This window comes from Sphingobium sp. LB126 (genome assembly GCF_002795205.1).
GTDB classification, from domain to species: Bacteria; Pseudomonadota; Alphaproteobacteria; order Sphingomonadales; family Sphingomonadaceae; genus Sphingobium; species Sphingobium chungbukense.
The window spans coordinates 60,001-74,042 of sequence record NZ_NETV01000002.1; the positions used below are offsets into that span (position 1 = coordinate 60,001).

Genomic DNA, 14,042 nt, shown 5'->3' on the forward strand with positions numbered 1-14,042 from the left:
ATCCTTTAAAGAAAGCGTAACAGCTCACTGGTCTAAATAAGAGATCCTGCGGCGAAGATGTAACGGGGCTCAAGACGTGCACCGAAGCTTAGGGTTCAGCACTTGTGCTGAGCGGTAGCGGAGCGTTCCGTAGGCCGTTGAAGCGATCTGGTAATGGGTCGTGGAGGTATCGGAAGTGCGAATGCAGACATGAGTAGCGATTAACAGTGTGAGATGCACTGTCGCCGAAATTCCAAGGGTTCCTGCTTAAAGCTAATCTGAGCAGGGTAAGCCGGCCCCTAAGACGAGCCCGAAGGGGGTAGTCGATGGGAACCACGTTAATATTCGTGGGCCTGGAGGTGTGTGACGGATGGCGTAAATTGTTCGGCCTTATTGGATTGGTCCGGGCAGTGAAGTTGTCCCAGGAAATAGCCCCTCCGTATAGACCGTACCCTAAACCGACACAGGTGGAATGGTAGAGTATACCAAGGCGTTTGAGAGAAGTATCCTGAAGGAACTCGGCAAATTGCCTCCGTACCTTCGGAAGAAGGAGGCCCCACATTAAGGCAACTTTTTGTGGGGGGCACAGGCCAGGGGGTAGCGACTGTTTAGCAAAAACACAGGGCTCTGCTAAGTCGGCTTCAAGACGACGTATAGGGCCTGACGCCTGCCCGGTGCCTGAAGGTTAAGAGGAGGAGTGCAAGCTCTGAATTGAAGCCCAGGTAAACGGCGGCCGTAACTATAACGGTCCTAAGGTAGCGAAATTCCTTGTCGGGTAAGTTCCGACCTGCACGAATGGCGTAACGACTTCCCCACTGTCTCCAGGATATGCTCAGCGAAATTGAATTCTCCGTGAAGATGCGGAGTACCCGCGGTTAGACGGAAAGACCCCGTGCACCTTTACTGCAGCTTCAGAGTGGCATTAGGAAAGAACTGTGTAGCATAGGTGGGAGGCTTTGAAGCGATGACGCCAGTTGTCGTGGAGCCATAGGTGAAATACCACCCTGTTGTTTTCTGATGTCTAACCTCGCACCGTTATCCGGTGCAGGGACCCTCTGTGGCGGGTAGTTTGACTGGGGCGGTCGCCTCCTAAAGAGTAACGGAGGCGCGCGATGGTGGGCTCAGGACGGTTGGAAACCGTCTGTTAGAGTGCAATGGCATAAGCCCGCCTGACTGCGAGACTGACAAGTCGAGCAGAGACGAAAGTCGGTCATAGTGATCCGGTGGTCCCTCGTGGAAGGGCCATCGCTCAACGGATAAAAGGTACGCCGGGGATAACAGGCTGATGATTCCCAAGAGCTCATATCGACGGAATCGTTTGGCACCTCGATGTCGGCTCATCACATCCTGGGGCTGGAGCAGGTCCCAAGGGTTTGGCTGTTCGCCAATTAAAGTGGTACGTGAGCTGGGTTCAGAACGTCGCGAGACAGTTTGGTCCCTATCTGCCGTGGGCGTCGAAATTTGAGAGGAGTTGACCCTAGTACGAGAGGACCGGGTTGAACATACCTCTGGTGTACCTGTCGTCCTGCCAAGGGCGCAGCAGGGTAGCTATGTATGGACGGGATAACCGCTGAAAGCATCTAAGCGGGAAGCCTCCCTCAAGATAAGATTTCTTCGAGCGGTCGTAGACCACGACCTTGATAGGCCGGATGTAGAAGTGTGGTAACATATGGAGCTAACCGGTCCTAATTGCTCTGATCGCGCCTGAGAGTCCCACCATCAATGACAACACTGGACACAAACCAGCGTCAGCCATTGAATGTGGTGATCAACCTCATGCCAGATATATCTACCGTAAAATGCACGGCATTCGATTAAAACCCAAAGCGCAAGCTCTATTGCTTGGTGACCATAGCGTCTGTGACCCACCCGATCCCATCCCGAACTCGGCCGTGAAACCAGTCTGCGCCGATGGTACTGTGGCTCAAGCCCCGGAAGAGTAGGGCGTCGCCAGGCATTACAGCTCGCGCTTTGATAAACCCATTCACCCCCCTTCTGGCCCAGGACATCGGGCCAAAGGCCCCAAAGGCCAACCGGCCGCCCGAGCTTATGCGAGGATAGCCAAGGATGCCGATGCATCCGCCGGCCCGTGAGGCAAACATAAGTGTCGCGGGATGGAGCAGCCCGGTAGCTCGTCAGGCTCATAACCTGAAGGTCGCAGGTTCAAATCCTGCTCCCGCAACCAAACTTTGGTCCAAATGGACCAACAAAGTTTCAAGAGGTCGCCAAAAAAACTGCTGTTTTCAAGCAGTTATCCCATGTAACATGGTCTCCTATGGGATCATGACCGCTCAGGTGGTTTGCATGGGATTTGTTGGTCTTTTTGTTGGTCTTTGGAACAGGATTTCAAATCCCACGCACCGTTTTCAGGAGTCCTGACCGGTGCTGACCAACAGTCTCATTCAATCGATTTTACCCTCCGAGCGCCCCATCAAGAAAGCCGATGGCGGCGGCTTGCACATCTGCGTCCTGCCCAACGGCAAGGCGCAGTGGCGCCTCTCCTATCGCTTCGACTACAGGCAGAAGACGCTGAAGGGCGGCACCTATCCCGAGGTCAGCATCGACCGCGCGCGGGTATGGCGTGAGGAGATGAAAGCGCATCTCGCCGAGGGGAAGGACCCGGCCCATATCCGCCTGCTCCAGAAATATGAGATCAAGGCCGAGAATACGACCTTCCAGCAACTGGCCGAGGAATGGCTCGCCGTGAAACGGGAAGGGTGGTCTGCCCGTTATGCCGGCGTCATCGAGCGGCGGCTTCAGGCGGATATCTTCCCTGTCATCGGCAAGAAGAAGGTCCGCGCGGTCATCCCGTGTCAACGCCGACCGAAGATTCCCCAGAAGTGCCGATGTAAAATTCCCCAGTCCAGGCTTTCGGTGATCAACCGTATCGGTGATCGAGGGGGCGCTCCTTTGGTGGCCTTCCGCGCCGGCGTGGCGGGGGTGGCGGTGTGATGGTGGCGATGGTCCTGGTGTGTTCAGGGATGAGATCGGTGTGGGCGCGCAGCCGGTAACTGGCGCCCTCGATCTGGATGACGATGGCGTGGTGCAGCAGGCGATCCAGCAGGGCGGTGGCGACGACAGGATCGCCGAAGACCTCACCCCATTCGGCAAAGCCGCGGTTGGAGGTGAGGATCATGGCACCTTTTTCGTAGCGCGAGTTGACGAGCTGGAAGAAGAGGTTGGCCCCGCCCGGGGTGACTGGCAGGTATCCGATCTCATCAACGATCAGAAGGCTGTTGCGATTGAAGAAGCGTAGCCGCTCGGGGAGCCTGCCATCACGTTCGGCGCGTACCAGCATGTCGATCACTTCGGCCAGGCTGGCCCTGTAGACCCGCTTGCCGGCACGGACAGCTTCTACGCCGAGGGCCGTTGCCAGATGGGATTTGCCGGTTCCGGGCGGCCCCAGCAGGTGGACGACCTCGCCGCGTTCAATGAAGTCGAGCTGGGCGAGCGCGATGATCCGGCTGCGATCAAGCGATGGCTGGAACGAGAAGTCGAAGCCCTCGATGGTTTTCATGGGGACGAGGCGGGAGGTCTTGACGCCCATGGTGAAGCGCCGGCTCTCGCGGTTGCCATGCTCGTGGGAGAGCAGGATGTCGATGGCCTCGAGCGCGGTCATCTCGCCCCGCTCGAGGCAGCGCATGGTATGATCCAGGGCTTCGAGGGCGCGAGGCATCCTGAGGCCGACCAGGCTGGCGCGGATGCTGTCGATGATTTCGCTCACGGCCGCACCTCCACACCGGCTAGGCGCCTGCCGACGGCTTCGTAGATGCTGAGTGAGCGACGCCCGATCTCACGGCCCGTGGCAGGAGGCGGCGCTTCCTGCCGGATCTGGGCGAGCTTGCGGTGAACGGGATCGACACGGCGTTGATTGCGCCCATCGAGCACGGGATGCACCGCGATCAGCCTGCGGTCCTCGAAGATCCTGATCTCGCGCGGATGGTTCTGGACTTCGACAACACGCTTTCTCGTCGCATCGGGCACCGAGTAAAGGTTGCCGCCGACCGATACCATGCCTTCATGGCTGACCCGCCGTTCAACGGTAAGGACGGCATTGTAGGCCGCGGCAGGCAAGGCCGTCAGCGCGATCCCTTCCTCGGCGAAGTGCTCGGCAACGATGCGTCCCGTCGTTGCGTGACGACGCACGTTGGCAACCGTGTCGAGCCAGTTGCGGAACTGGCCATTGAGATCCTCGGCATTTTGGAAGGTGCGACCCAGGAAGAAGTCCTGGCGGATATAGCGGAAGGGACGCTCGACCTTGCCCTTCGTCTTGGCGCGATAGGGTCTGCAGGCGCGCGGCAAGGCACCGTAGTGGTCGAGCAGCGCCACCAGCGACCGGTTGTAAATCACGACGCCTTCGGCATCCTCGTCAATGACTGCGGTCTTCATCCGGTCGTAGAGGACTTCGCGCGGAGCGCCGCCTATCGCATCGAAGGCATCGATGTGACATCGCATGACCGTCTGCAGGTCTTGGGTCGGGCAGAACCTGCCCCATAGCCACCGGCTATGGCCAAGCACCATCGAGAACAGCCAGAACACCTTCACGGCTCCAGGCTCGTCGGTGAACTCGACGCGGAACTGGGCAAAATCGACCTGGGCCTGCCGGCCGGCAGTGGTCTCGAACCGGCGTTCGAATGGCTTGATGCGGGCAGGCCGTTTGGCGCGCAGGTAGTCGGTCACGGCACTGTAGCCGCCGCTATACCCCATTGCCCTGATCTCGCGCAGGAGCCGTTTTCCCGACAAGTCCGGGTAGAGCGTGATCCGCTCCAGAAGGTAGGGTTCGAAGGCGGCGAGTTGTCGCGGACGTTCGGGCCGCGGCTTGTATGTCGGCGGCTTGATACCCTCAGCCAAGTGCTTGCGCACCGTCTTGCGATCGAGACCGGTCTTGCGGGCGATCGCGGACACCGACAGGCCCTGCCGGTGCAGATCATGGATCATTACAACTTCCTCAAGTCTGACCACCCAGCCACTCCCGCCAAATCCGCGGGGGCATCGAGTAGCATGTGAAGATCGATGCCAATTCGCTCCGGGGTTAACCCCGGAGCGAATTGGCGCTGACCTCAAACTGGGGAATTTTCATTCGGCACTTTTGGGGAGAATACATCCGGCACCGACATCCCGCAAATGATGCTTGAAGCCTTGCAGCAGATTCAGGATCGCGGCGCGCTCGAAATGGCGCACCGGGTGCGGGGCTATTGCAGCGAAATCTTCCGGTACGGCATTCCGAGTGGTCGCGTTATGTCCGACCCGTGCAGCGATCTGGGTTCCGTGATGCGCAAGCGGGCGAGGGTGAAGCATCGCTCCAAGGTTCCGATCACCGAACTGCCGCGCTTCTTTGCCGCGCTCAATGCCGACACGGGCTCACGGCTCAGCCATCTTGCCCTGCGGTGGACGATCCTCACCATGGTGCGGACCCAGGAAACCCGTCATGCCCAATGGAGCGAATTCGAGGGCCTGGGCGGACCCAAGCCGTTGTGGCGCATTCCCGCGGCGCGGATGAAGATGCAATTGGAGCATCTGGTGCCGCTGCCGCCGCAGGCCGTCGAACTGCTCCGCGAGCTCAAGGAACTCAATGTCTACGGAAAGTTCGGCAACGAGCGGTTCGGGCAATATCTTTTCCCGGTCATCGGCAACAATGATGACACGATCAGTTCGAGCCGCATGCTGGTCCTGCTGCGGCGTCTGGGCGTCGGGGACAAGGCGACCGTCCATGGCTTCCGTTCGGTTGCCAGCACGATCTTGAATGAATCCGGTCGTTTCAACGCCGACTGGATCGAGATGCAGCTTGCCCATGTCCCGCAAGGGGTCCGAAGCGTTTACAATGCCGCGCTCTATCTCGATCCCCGCCGCAAGATGATGAAATGGTGGGCGGACTATCTCGACGATGCCGAGCGCGCCTCGAAGGCTATCGTCATCGAGGAGGTGGCCCCGAAGAAGAAGCCGGTCGAAGCGCTGGGCTGGTTTCAGTCGTCCTGGTAATTGGCCGGAGACCGCATCCAACGCATGATCCGCGACAGGCGCCAGGCCACCGCTCTGGCGCCGATCTTTTCGGGCGCGGGAAACGTGCCCAGATGGATGTCGCGATAGATGGAAGCCTTGGGCTTCCCGGTTTTCTGGATCACCGCCCTGAGGCGCAGAAATTGCTCACTCATATCGTCCATTGCAAACCAAGCTCCTGTCCCGGTCTGCCCGCGCCCATATTGTGCCGCTTTTACAATGGCCGATCAAGGGCATGTCGGCGCTTGGGAGAGGCGTCCTGGCACGGTTTGGGCCGTCCGTCGTCGCTATGCCTGGCAGCGGAAACCGCCTATCACTGACAGGAGATAATAAGGGATCGCTGTGTGAGGTCGATATTTGTGCGCGCGGGCCATTTGTTGGGGGCTCGCGTCGAAAGCGTGACGCAAATTTCCGGCGGCAGCCTTTCGTCGGTCAGCCGGCTTGGTTTGGTCGGTGGTGGGACTGCGATCGCGAAGACCGGTTCGCTGGTGGCCATGGAGGCCACGATGCTGGAGGCGGTCCGCGGCAGAGGCGTGCCGACGCCGACTATCTTGGCGATGGAAGCCGAATTGCTGATCCTGGAGGATCTGCCCGCTGCGGGGCAGCTTGCACGGGCATGGGCGCAGCTCGCGGATGTACTCGATCATCTGCACATGCCAACTGGCAACCCCTATGGTTGGGATGGTGATTATGCCTTCGGCAACGTGGCCATTCCGAACGGTCGGAAAAGCAGTTGGGTCGAATTTTGGGGCGACAATCGGCTGCGGTGTCATCTTCCCCATGTTGATCGCCATCTGGGCGATCGCCTTGAGGAACTGGTCCGGCGGTTGGGCGACTTCCTGCCGGATCATCCCCCGGCCGTCCTGCTTCATGGCGATCTGTGGGGTGGCAACATCCTGGTCAACGACGTCAGCATATCCGGCTTGATCGATCCGGCAGCCTATTACGGCCACCGGGAAGTCGATCTGGCGATGCTCAGCCTGTTCGACCATCCCCCGGTGGCATTCTTCGAAGCCTGTGGTCTCGAAGAGGGATGGCGTGAGCGGCAACCCATATATCGCTTAATCGTCTCCTCGACGCCACAGGAGCAATTCACCTCCGTCGGGAAGTTGTGCGGTGTCAACCAGCTCTACCGGGATTGCCGTCCGGTCATCCTGTGGCGCTAGCATGGTCATTCCGCGTTACGACCGCGACTTCGTCTGATCATATTGGCCAGGTTCGGCCTTGAACACGTCGCGAGCGAAGGTACGGACCGCGGCCGCGGATTTGAAGGTCTCCTCCTGCATATGCGATGTGACCAGCGGATAGCCCTGGGAATTGTAGCGGGTCTCGCGCACCGTGAGCCGGAAATTTCCATCATCATCCTTGGAGATTAGATAGGGGCGGATTGCTTCTCGGCTCATGGAGATTCCTCACTGTAACTCGGATGATCGCAGGGCGAATATTCTGCCGGGGATGAAGTCAGCCCACCATCGCTATGACAACGCGCTTCAATTCACTGCTCGACAGGGTCGTCGGGCGGCCGAGCGCAGGGAGGCCCGCCTCCGGCCTGCGCAAGGACGAGGAGCGGGATGCGCGTTTATCGGGTTTGGAAAATATATTCATAGATGGTCCTCGCGGCGTGAGCCGCATTTTCATATCAGTTCCTCGCTGCACGGCGCGGCCTTTGATCAGGCGCTTGCGACGATGGCGGCGACGGACATGGGGTTATATCTGCAAGGGTGCCGCACCGGCCAAAAGGCTTTGCAGCATCCCCCTCAAGACGATAGCCGGTTCTTGCGGGCGAGATATCGCGCATCGCGGGCTGACTTGCGTTCAGCCTCAGTGAGTTCGGGCTTTTGCTTGGCCGCCTTCGCCGCAGCCATTGCATCGGCCTGGGCACGTTTGGCAGCTTTTTGCTTTTTTGCCACGAGCAGGGCCTCCTGGCGCTTTTCCCGCGCCGCAGCTTCCTTTGCCAGACGGCGTTCTGCTTGGTCGGGGGTAACGGCCCGAACCACGGGCACTTTCGTCCACAGTCGCTCGAGAACCTCCGTCCGGGCGCTCGCCGCAGCGACTATGCGCTCCTGGAAATGGGGTTCCTTATATCTTTTCATTAAGAGGAAAGTCCTGTTTCAAATTCGCGTGGGGGCGGCCGAAGCCGCCCGCCCCTCCTTCAGGCAGGCTGAAGGTTGGTTGCCGATGCCTTGCCGCGCTGATCCGTTTCGAGCGTGTAAGAAACGCGCTGATCCTTCTCGAGCGTGCGCATGCCCGCGCGTTCAACCGCGGTTATGTGCACGAAGGCGTCGTCGCCGCCGCTTTCCGGCGCGATGAAGCCATAGCCTTTGTCGGCATTGAAGAATTTGACTGTTCCGATGATCATATTGGAGCTCCTTGTCCAAGTTTCATAGGCGCCCGCGACAATGCGGGCATCCCGGCTTTAAGAGGCAAATGTGGGACAAGGGAGAGCCGAAGCGGCCCGATATCCGTCGAAGCGCGACGTTCAGCGAAGCGTTGATAGCACAAAACGACGGAAATACAAAACGAGGACCCAAACCGATCGAGCAACCGCTTTTTCATCTGCCGGGAACTACGTCCTGAGTTCTCGTCAATTTCATTATTGTGATCGCACCCGCGGCATGATCCGATGCCGCAGCGCGCTGCTCACTTCGAGCGCGCCGCCTCATCGCGCCTGGCTTGAGCAAGCGCATCGTTCAAGGTCGAATATCGCCAGTCACGATAATGGTAGCGAAATGCAGGCACCTTGACGATGCCATAGCGAGCCATGAGTTCCGTTTCGTCTGCCGGGACAACTGTCATTTTCTGTCCAATCATGGTGAGCACGGGTTGACGAGCAAGATTACTGCCGCCGGCCGGCTGCGGGTCGGGCAAGCAGCTGGACCGCATTTTCCACCCTTGAATACCCCTCTGGATCGGCGATCGCCAAATCGAGGGGCCGGGCGCCCAACGAGGCATTGTGGATGTTTAGAAAGCGGATTGCCTCCTCCTGCCCCAGAAGGACGAATGCAAGATGGGTGATCAACCCCTGCCGCCTCGCCTGGTCAGCAGAAATCCGCGGATCGCGGCTAATGAACGCTCGCCTTCGCGGGCGAGCCGGTGTGATCGCGTCCACGGTCATGCCGACCCAACCAAGTGCGCGGCTAGGCGAGGCTGATCGATCCACGGCAGCCAACCCACCGACGCACCTGCGTTTTTCGAGGAAAGCAAGTCGAAGATCTGACCGCCGACAATGCCCGCTGCGGACAGATGCTTGCGGCGTGCCGGCTCACTGATCGCGTCGGCGGCGTTCATGAGCAAAATCTGATGCTCGAAATAAAGCTGATTGAGATCCATGTGTAACTCCCTTGGTAAGCGGGAGCGCGATGGTCTCTCAGTCAAGAGCGCCTACATTGCTATGCACTTGATGAATTCCATATAGGCTTAATCGACAATCATACAACATTGCCGTGCCCCCAAAAATTCGAGAGAAGAATATCCTCACCTGACATTCCACCTGCGACACGACATTTCTGCTCATGGCTTGTAATGGAGTCGCCCGTTTTAAGGGAGCGCTGATCGGCACCGACATATTGCGTCCAGCTTGTCTTTGTCTGCCGCAGGGCGCATATCAGGTTCATCGGCGGTCCGCATTTAGGTCTGCCAGTTCGCAATTTGGCAGCGCTGGCTTCCGCTTGTGAAAGCGACATTCCGTCGCGGACCAGCGCCAGGAAAGTCGGACCCAAATCATGACTGTCAAGGATCTGAAATTCGCGCACGCGGCCCGCGAAAGCATTGCGCGTGGTGTGGATATTCTCGCCAATGCCGTGCGCGTGACCTTGGGTCCCAAGGGGCGCAACGTCCTCATCGACAGGAGCTTCGGAGCGCCCCGGATCACCAAGGACGGCGTCACGGTCGCCAAGGAAATGGAATTCAAGGACAAGTTCGAGAATATGGGGGCGCAGATGATCCGCGCCGTCGCATTCAGGGCGCATGATCATGCCGGAGACGGCACCACGACGGCGACCGTCCTTGCGCAGGCGATCGTCCGGGAGGGGATGAAGTCGGTATCGGCCGGCATCGATCCAATGGACCTCAAACGCGGCATCGACCTGGCCGTCACCGCCGTCGTTGCCGAACTCAAGGCGCGGTCCAAGCCGGTATCGAACAATCAGGAAATAGCCCAGGTCGGCATCGTTTCGGCCAATGGCGACGAGGTGGTGGGCAACCGGATCGCCGAGGCGATGGAGAAGGTCGGCAAGGAAGGCGTCATCACCATCGAGGAGGGAGCGAGCGTCGAGTTCGAACTGGAGGTGGTCGAGGGCATGCAGTTCGATCGCGGCTATCTGTCGCCCTATTTCGTCACCGACAGCGAGAAGATGACCGTGGAGCTGGAGGACCCGGTCATCCTGATCCATGAGAAGAAAATGGGCAATGTGCAGGCCATGCTACCCTTATTGGAAGCGGTCGCCAAAGCGCACCGTTCGCTGCTCATCATCGCCGAAGATGTCGAAGGGGACGCGCTGTCGACGCTGGTCGTCAACAAGCTGCGCGGCGGGCTGAAGGTCGCCGCGGTCAAGGCGCCGGGCTTTGGCGACCGGCGCAAGGCGATGCTGGAGGATATCGCCATATTGACGGCAAGCGACTTCGTGACGGAGGATCTTGGCATCAAATTGGAGGATGTCACGCTGGACAGGCTGGGCACCGCCAAGCGCGTGACGATCACGAAGGATAGCAGCACGATTATCGACGGTGCCGGCTGCGCGGAAGCCATTCAGGCGCGCGTCGCCGCGCTCCGGGCGCAGATCGAGACCAGCAGCAGCGACTATGATCGCGAGAAGCTCCAGGAACGTCTTGCCAAGCTATCCGGCGGCGTCGCCGTCATCAAGGTCGGCGGATCTTCGGAGCTGGAGGTTAAGGAACGCAAGGATCGGGTGGAGGACGCTCTGCATGCGACCCGGGCGGCGGTGGAGGAAGGCATTCTGCCGGGCGGCGGCACCGCCCTTCTTTATGCTTCGAAGGCATTGGACGGCCTTGATCCCGTCAAGGACGACCAGCGGCGCGGCATCGACATCATCCGCCGAGCGCTTCAGGCGCCACTCCGCCAGATTGCGGAGAATGCGGGATATGATGGTGGCGTGGTTGCCGGTCGTTTGTTGGACGAGCGGGACGAAAATCTGGGATTTAACGCGCAGAGCGAGCAATATGAAAACCTCTTCCAGTCCGGCGTCATCGATCCTACCAAGGTTGTCCGCACCGCCTTGCAGGATGCGGCCTCCATCGCCGGGTTGCTGATTACGACCGAAGCGGCGGTTGCAGAGTGGGTCGCCGACAGCGACGGCCCGCAGATCAGAGCTCCCGGCAGGGGGTTTTGAGGAGCCTCTCAAGCCCATCGTGCACCGTTCACCATGCCTGACGAATTGATGCGTGTGCTCGGGCATTTCGTGTTACAATCCCTCATCACCCCGATCATGCCGCAGGCATGTTGTGACAGAGAGACCGTCGTGCTCCCGCCTGCAAACGGGAGCAGCTTATGCCTGACGATCTGACCCGAATCCGTCCCGCCGGGGCGAAGCCGTCATGACCATTCGCTCGACGCGGAGACCTGTGACATTTTCGGCCCCCTTTCGCCTGTCGGGTTTCGAGGAGCTTCTGTCTGCGGGCACCTATGTGGTCGAAACGGACGAAGAAGCTCTGGAAGGTCAAGCTCATACAGGCTTCCGTCGGATTGCGACGACCATTCGTCTCCGAACAGGCGCGACCATCGAGCATCACCAGATCGATCCTGGGGAACTTGAGGCCGCGTTGCAGCGAGATCGGGACGCGGCCCGAGACGAGCCCGGTCGAGTTGAACAGCCAGCTGAGCCGTCCGGACGCTCCGATTGTCCCCCGCCAACAGATTGGCGCTGGGTGCCTTTGTGGGTCCGTAACACGCCCTCCCACCGCCGTCGCTAGACCAGCCATGCTCAACAGCTCAGCTATGTGCAGGAAACAGGCAGCTTATCATCGGCAGGTGGCTGCCACCTCTGACCTTGAGAAGGTGCGGAGGGTTGCGCTCACGGCGGCCAAGGTATGGGACATTCAGGCCAGGGAGGCTGAGGCGCGCGAAGCGGGAAAGCAGGACATGCTCAGCGCTGAAGACGCAGCGATCGCTCTGGAATTTAGGCGGGAGGAGGAGGTGCAGATGATCATCAGCGACAAGTCGGGGGATGTTGATTTCGATCCCCGGCAAAAATTGTGATGGATCAGAGCATGAAGGTTCAGGTCGAGCAATTTGGTAGCTGGTTGATATGTCAGCACAGCCGGCCGGGATGGATTGGAGATCTCGCGCGGGCAGCGGCGACCGATCGGACATTTCCTCGCTCAGGAGACCCCGACACGGTACGCAGTCATCTCAATCGGATGCACGCGGAAGCAGATATGTTCGAGGCATTGGAGGACGCCGAATCTCTCTGGTTTGGATTTGGACGGAGCTGATCGCAGCCCCAGCGGCTTCGGCCAATCCGGATTGATGCACACGCCGTATAGCACACGATTCATGTAGGGTCACAAAATCACAGCGCATTCATCTGAAGGAATATTCAAAATGGCTAAAAGTCAGAAAAGATCTAACCGCGAAGTGCGCAAGCCCAAGGCAGAAAAGCCGAAAAAGCAAAATGTCTCCAATCCTTCACAAAAGCCTGGAGGAGTGAACCTGGTCACTTTGAAAAGCTGAAATCTTGAACAACCTCTGAAGCGAAAACCATCATGGTATTTCGACTTTTCCACCCTGCTCACAATGCGCCATCGCCCTAGCTGGTAACAGCCCTATAATGAGAGCCTGAGCACCCTTGCTCGCGGAGGGTCCCGCGTTGCCGACACGACGCGGGGCTTTTCTTATGTTCACCGAGGGGCCAACATTCAGCAAACAACACTGCTCTGCTAGACACCGGCTCGGTGCTCCATAAGTCCTACAATCCCGGACTTGTGATCTTCAATTATGGCGATCTCATCTAAAGCATAATATAGACAAGATCGTTGGAAATTATAATGTCATAAATGAAAATGACTTTCGACCCTCATAATCCATTCGATTCGGTCGAAAATTTATAGGCGACACCCAACCGGAAGTCAGCTATACGGTCCATATTGCGCGGAAACTGATGCAGGCATCCGCCGCGACTGAGAGACCATCGCGCTCCCGCTTGCCAAGTCGAGGAGCAGATCATGGAACACCTTAACGCTCGTTTGAAACGTAAGCAGGAAGAGCTGCTGCATTCGCAAGCCGCTGCGCGCGCTTCAACGCTATTCCCTTTCGGACCGTTGGGACATCGGGCATGAGCCGGGCTATACATATCGATCAAACCCCGACGGCCGTCGAGGATCTGTGCAGAAAACATTCATTCCGAGTTTCTACCGTGGAAGCCCTTTTATCGGGCGGATCAAGAGTCGTGCTGCTGGACCCCCGCGATGCCGAGTCATTGCGCATCCTCATGAAGCACAAGCTGATCCTTGGCGCGGTAAGACGATCGCCCTCCCATATTGCACGCCAGTTGCCGCCCTCCGGTTCCCGGAGATAAGGGATGGAAAGTTCCCGCTTGTTGGAACGGAGCAGAGTGATGGCGTTGAAAGAAGCGCTTTTAGCCAGTTGCCCCCGTCAAAGGAACCTGCATGAGGAGCAAGCCCGCGCCTACGCAAAGATCATAGACGTGCTGATCCGCGAAAGAAAGCAAGCGGTCGCAGGCGTTCGCCCCCGCTAATCACCCGGGCTATTCGGCCAATCTGCAACGTTGCGGTTTGTCGGAACAGTAGCCAGTTCCGGATGTTGTCTGGATGCCGGGGCGAAGGCTGTGCCAGCCAGATCAGGATATCGAAGGCGCCTTCAGGTAGAAGCAAGGATCGCCTATCATGCCGCACACGAACGATGTGCTTCTGACTGTAGAAGGCGCGCAGGCGGCGGAACAGCGATTGGTGAAGGACCCGCTCACCGTCAGCGGCTCCGAACCGTTGCGCACCGTTCCGGGCGATGACGGGATGGTCACAGAACCCATGCATGCGCACGGGGCGATTTATGGCGGAATACCGCGTTCGAATGGCTAGGTTTGGCGATAGCA

At 58.9% G+C, this 14,042-nt stretch carries 15 protein-coding genes, 1 tRNA gene and 2 rRNA genes (1 of these 18 running past the window's edge); 10 read left to right on the forward strand and 8 right to left on the reverse strand.

Translation table 11 applies throughout. The features are described 5' to 3' along the window. The 4 genes from CAF53_RS16615 to CAF53_RS16630 all read left to right on the forward strand — a co-directional run. Nucleotides 1-1,688 (forward strand): 23S ribosomal RNA (locus CAF53_RS16615); it begins 1,121 nt to the left of the window's first position. Between the two features lie 132 nt (nucleotides 1,689-1,820). Next, a 5S ribosomal RNA gene (gene rrf, locus CAF53_RS16620) occupies nucleotides 1,821-1,935 on the forward strand. Nucleotides 1,936-2,087: 152 nt separating this feature from the next. Continuing rightward, nucleotides 2,088-2,164 (forward strand) — tRNA-Met (locus CAF53_RS16625). Between the two features lie 197 nt (nucleotides 2,165-2,361). Then, entirely contained in the window at nucleotides 2,362-2,931 is a 570-nt protein-coding gene (locus CAF53_RS16630; RefSeq protein WP_100238906.1) for an integrase arm-type DNA-binding domain-containing protein, read from the forward strand. Here the strand turns inward: CAF53_RS16630 and istB are convergent. Next, the gene (istB, locus tag CAF53_RS16635; protein WP_100238907.1) at nucleotides 2,858-3,703 is read right to left on the reverse strand and encodes an IS21-like element helper ATPase IstB; all 846 of its coding nucleotides are present in this window, start codon (nucleotides 3,701-3,703) and stop codon (nucleotides 2,858-2,860) included. The two genes, CAF53_RS16630 and istB, sit on opposite strands and share 74 nt — an antisense overlap. Next, nucleotides 3,700-4,941, reverse strand: coding sequence for an IS21 family transposase (gene istA / locus CAF53_RS16640; RefSeq protein ID WP_100238908.1), 1,242 nt, complete (start codon nucleotides 4,939-4,941; stop codon nucleotides 3,700-3,702). The genes istB and istA overlap by 4 nt, the downstream gene beginning before the upstream one ends. 162 nt (nucleotides 4,942-5,103) lie before the next feature. Here istA and CAF53_RS16645 point away from each other — a divergent pair, with 162 nt between their 5' ends. Next, nucleotides 5,104-5,958 carry a site-specific integrase gene (locus CAF53_RS16645; protein ID WP_100238909.1) on the forward strand — a complete coding sequence of 285 codons (855 nt, stop codon included), beginning with the start codon at nucleotides 5,104-5,106 and terminating at the stop codon, nucleotides 5,956-5,958. On the opposite strand, the gene CAF53_RS16650 is transcribed toward CAF53_RS16645, so the two are convergent. Continuing rightward, nucleotides 5,943-6,140, reverse strand: a complete 198-nt coding sequence (locus CAF53_RS16650; protein WP_066563399.1) for an AlpA family phage regulatory protein — start codon at nucleotides 6,138-6,140, stop codon at nucleotides 5,943-5,945. The two genes, CAF53_RS16645 and CAF53_RS16650, sit on opposite strands and share 16 nt — an antisense overlap. A gap of 234 nt (nucleotides 6,141-6,374) precedes the next feature. Here CAF53_RS16650 and CAF53_RS16655 point away from each other — a divergent pair, with 234 nt between their 5' ends. Then, nucleotides 6,375-7,142, forward strand: a complete 768-nt coding sequence (locus CAF53_RS16655) for a fructosamine kinase family protein (protein WP_197707463.1) — start codon at nucleotides 6,375-6,377, stop codon at nucleotides 7,140-7,142. A gap of 15 nt (nucleotides 7,143-7,157) precedes the next feature. Here the strand turns inward: CAF53_RS16655 and CAF53_RS16660 are convergent, their stop codons facing one another. From CAF53_RS16660 to CAF53_RS16680, 5 genes are all read right to left on the reverse strand, one after another. Next, a complete protein-coding gene (locus CAF53_RS16660; protein ID WP_100238911.1) occupies nucleotides 7,158-7,379 on the reverse strand; it encodes a hypothetical protein in 222 nt (73 codons plus the stop codon). Between the two features lie 354 nt (nucleotides 7,380-7,733). Further along, nucleotides 7,734-8,069, reverse strand: a complete 336-nt coding sequence (locus tag CAF53_RS16665; protein ID WP_100238912.1) for a DUF6481 family protein — start codon at nucleotides 8,067-8,069, stop codon at nucleotides 7,734-7,736. Nucleotides 8,070-8,128: 59 nt separating this feature from the next. Beyond that, the gene (locus CAF53_RS16670; protein ID WP_100238913.1) at nucleotides 8,129-8,335 is read right to left on the reverse strand and encodes a cold-shock protein; all 207 of its coding nucleotides are present in this window, start codon (nucleotides 8,333-8,335) and stop codon (nucleotides 8,129-8,131) included. 281 nt (nucleotides 8,336-8,616) lie between these two features. Next, nucleotides 8,617-8,844, reverse strand: coding sequence for a hypothetical protein (locus tag CAF53_RS27115; RefSeq protein WP_157801271.1), 228 nt, complete (start codon nucleotides 8,842-8,844; stop codon nucleotides 8,617-8,619). Nucleotides 8,845-9,087: 243 nt separating this feature from the next. Then, nucleotides 9,088-9,306 (reverse strand): hypothetical protein, encoded by a 219-nt coding sequence (locus CAF53_RS16680; protein WP_100238915.1) that lies wholly within the window; start codon nucleotides 9,304-9,306, stop codon nucleotides 9,088-9,090. Nucleotides 9,307-9,698: 392 nt separating this feature from the next. Here CAF53_RS16680 and groL point away from each other — a divergent pair, with 392 nt between their 5' ends. From groL to CAF53_RS16710, 4 genes are all read left to right on the forward strand, one after another. Then, entirely contained in the window at nucleotides 9,699-11,324 is a 1,626-nt protein-coding gene (gene groL, locus CAF53_RS16685; RefSeq protein ID WP_100238916.1) for a chaperonin GroEL, read from the forward strand. Between the two features lie 587 nt (nucleotides 11,325-11,911). Then, nucleotides 11,912-12,190: a hypothetical protein gene (locus CAF53_RS16695; protein ID WP_157801272.1), complete on the forward strand. Its 279-nt coding sequence runs from the start codon at nucleotides 11,912-11,914 to the stop codon at nucleotides 12,188-12,190. A gap of 345 nt (nucleotides 12,191-12,535) precedes the next feature. Continuing rightward, entirely contained in the window at nucleotides 12,536-12,664 is a 129-nt protein-coding gene (locus CAF53_RS29080; protein WP_255326542.1) for a hypothetical protein, read from the forward strand. Nucleotides 12,665-13,836: 1,172 nt separating this feature from the next. Then, nucleotides 13,837-14,028, forward strand: a complete 192-nt coding sequence (locus CAF53_RS16710) for a hypothetical protein (RefSeq protein WP_100238919.1) — start codon at nucleotides 13,837-13,839, stop codon at nucleotides 14,026-14,028. The last annotated feature ends 14 nt before the right edge of the window (nucleotides 14,029-14,042 follow it).

Coding starts and splice junctions, on each gene's coding strand:
- groL (WP_100238916.1), top strand. CDS start 9,699: ATGACTGTCAAGGATCTGAAATTCGCGCACGCGGCCCGCGAAAGCATT.
- CAF53_RS16665 (WP_100238912.1), bottom strand. CDS start 8,069: ATGAAAAGATATAAGGAACCCCATTTCCAGGAGCGCATAGTCGCTGCG.
- CAF53_RS16645 (WP_100238909.1), top strand. CDS start 5,104: ATGATGCTTGAAGCCTTGCAGCAGATTCAGGATCGCGGCGCGCTCGAA.
- CAF53_RS16650 (WP_066563399.1), bottom strand. CDS start 6,140: ATGGACGATATGAGTGAGCAATTTCTGCGCCTCAGGGCGGTGATCCAG.
- CAF53_RS16695 (WP_157801272.1), top strand. CDS start 11,912: ATGCTCAACAGCTCAGCTATGTGCAGGAAACAGGCAGCTTATCATCGG.
- CAF53_RS29080 (WP_255326542.1), top strand. CDS start 12,536: ATGGCTAAAAGTCAGAAAAGATCTAACCGCGAAGTGCGCAAGCCCAAG.
- CAF53_RS16710 (WP_100238919.1), top strand. CDS start 13,837: ATGCCGCACACGAACGATGTGCTTCTGACTGTAGAAGGCGCGCAGGCG.
- CAF53_RS16660 (WP_100238911.1), bottom strand. CDS start 7,379: ATGAGCCGAGAAGCAATCCGCCCCTATCTAATCTCCAAGGATGATGAT.
- CAF53_RS16680 (WP_100238915.1), bottom strand. CDS start 9,306: ATGGATCTCAATCAGCTTTATTTCGAGCATCAGATTTTGCTCATGAAC.
- CAF53_RS16670 (WP_100238913.1), bottom strand. CDS start 8,335: ATGATCATCGGAACAGTCAAATTCTTCAATGCCGACAAAGGCTATGGC.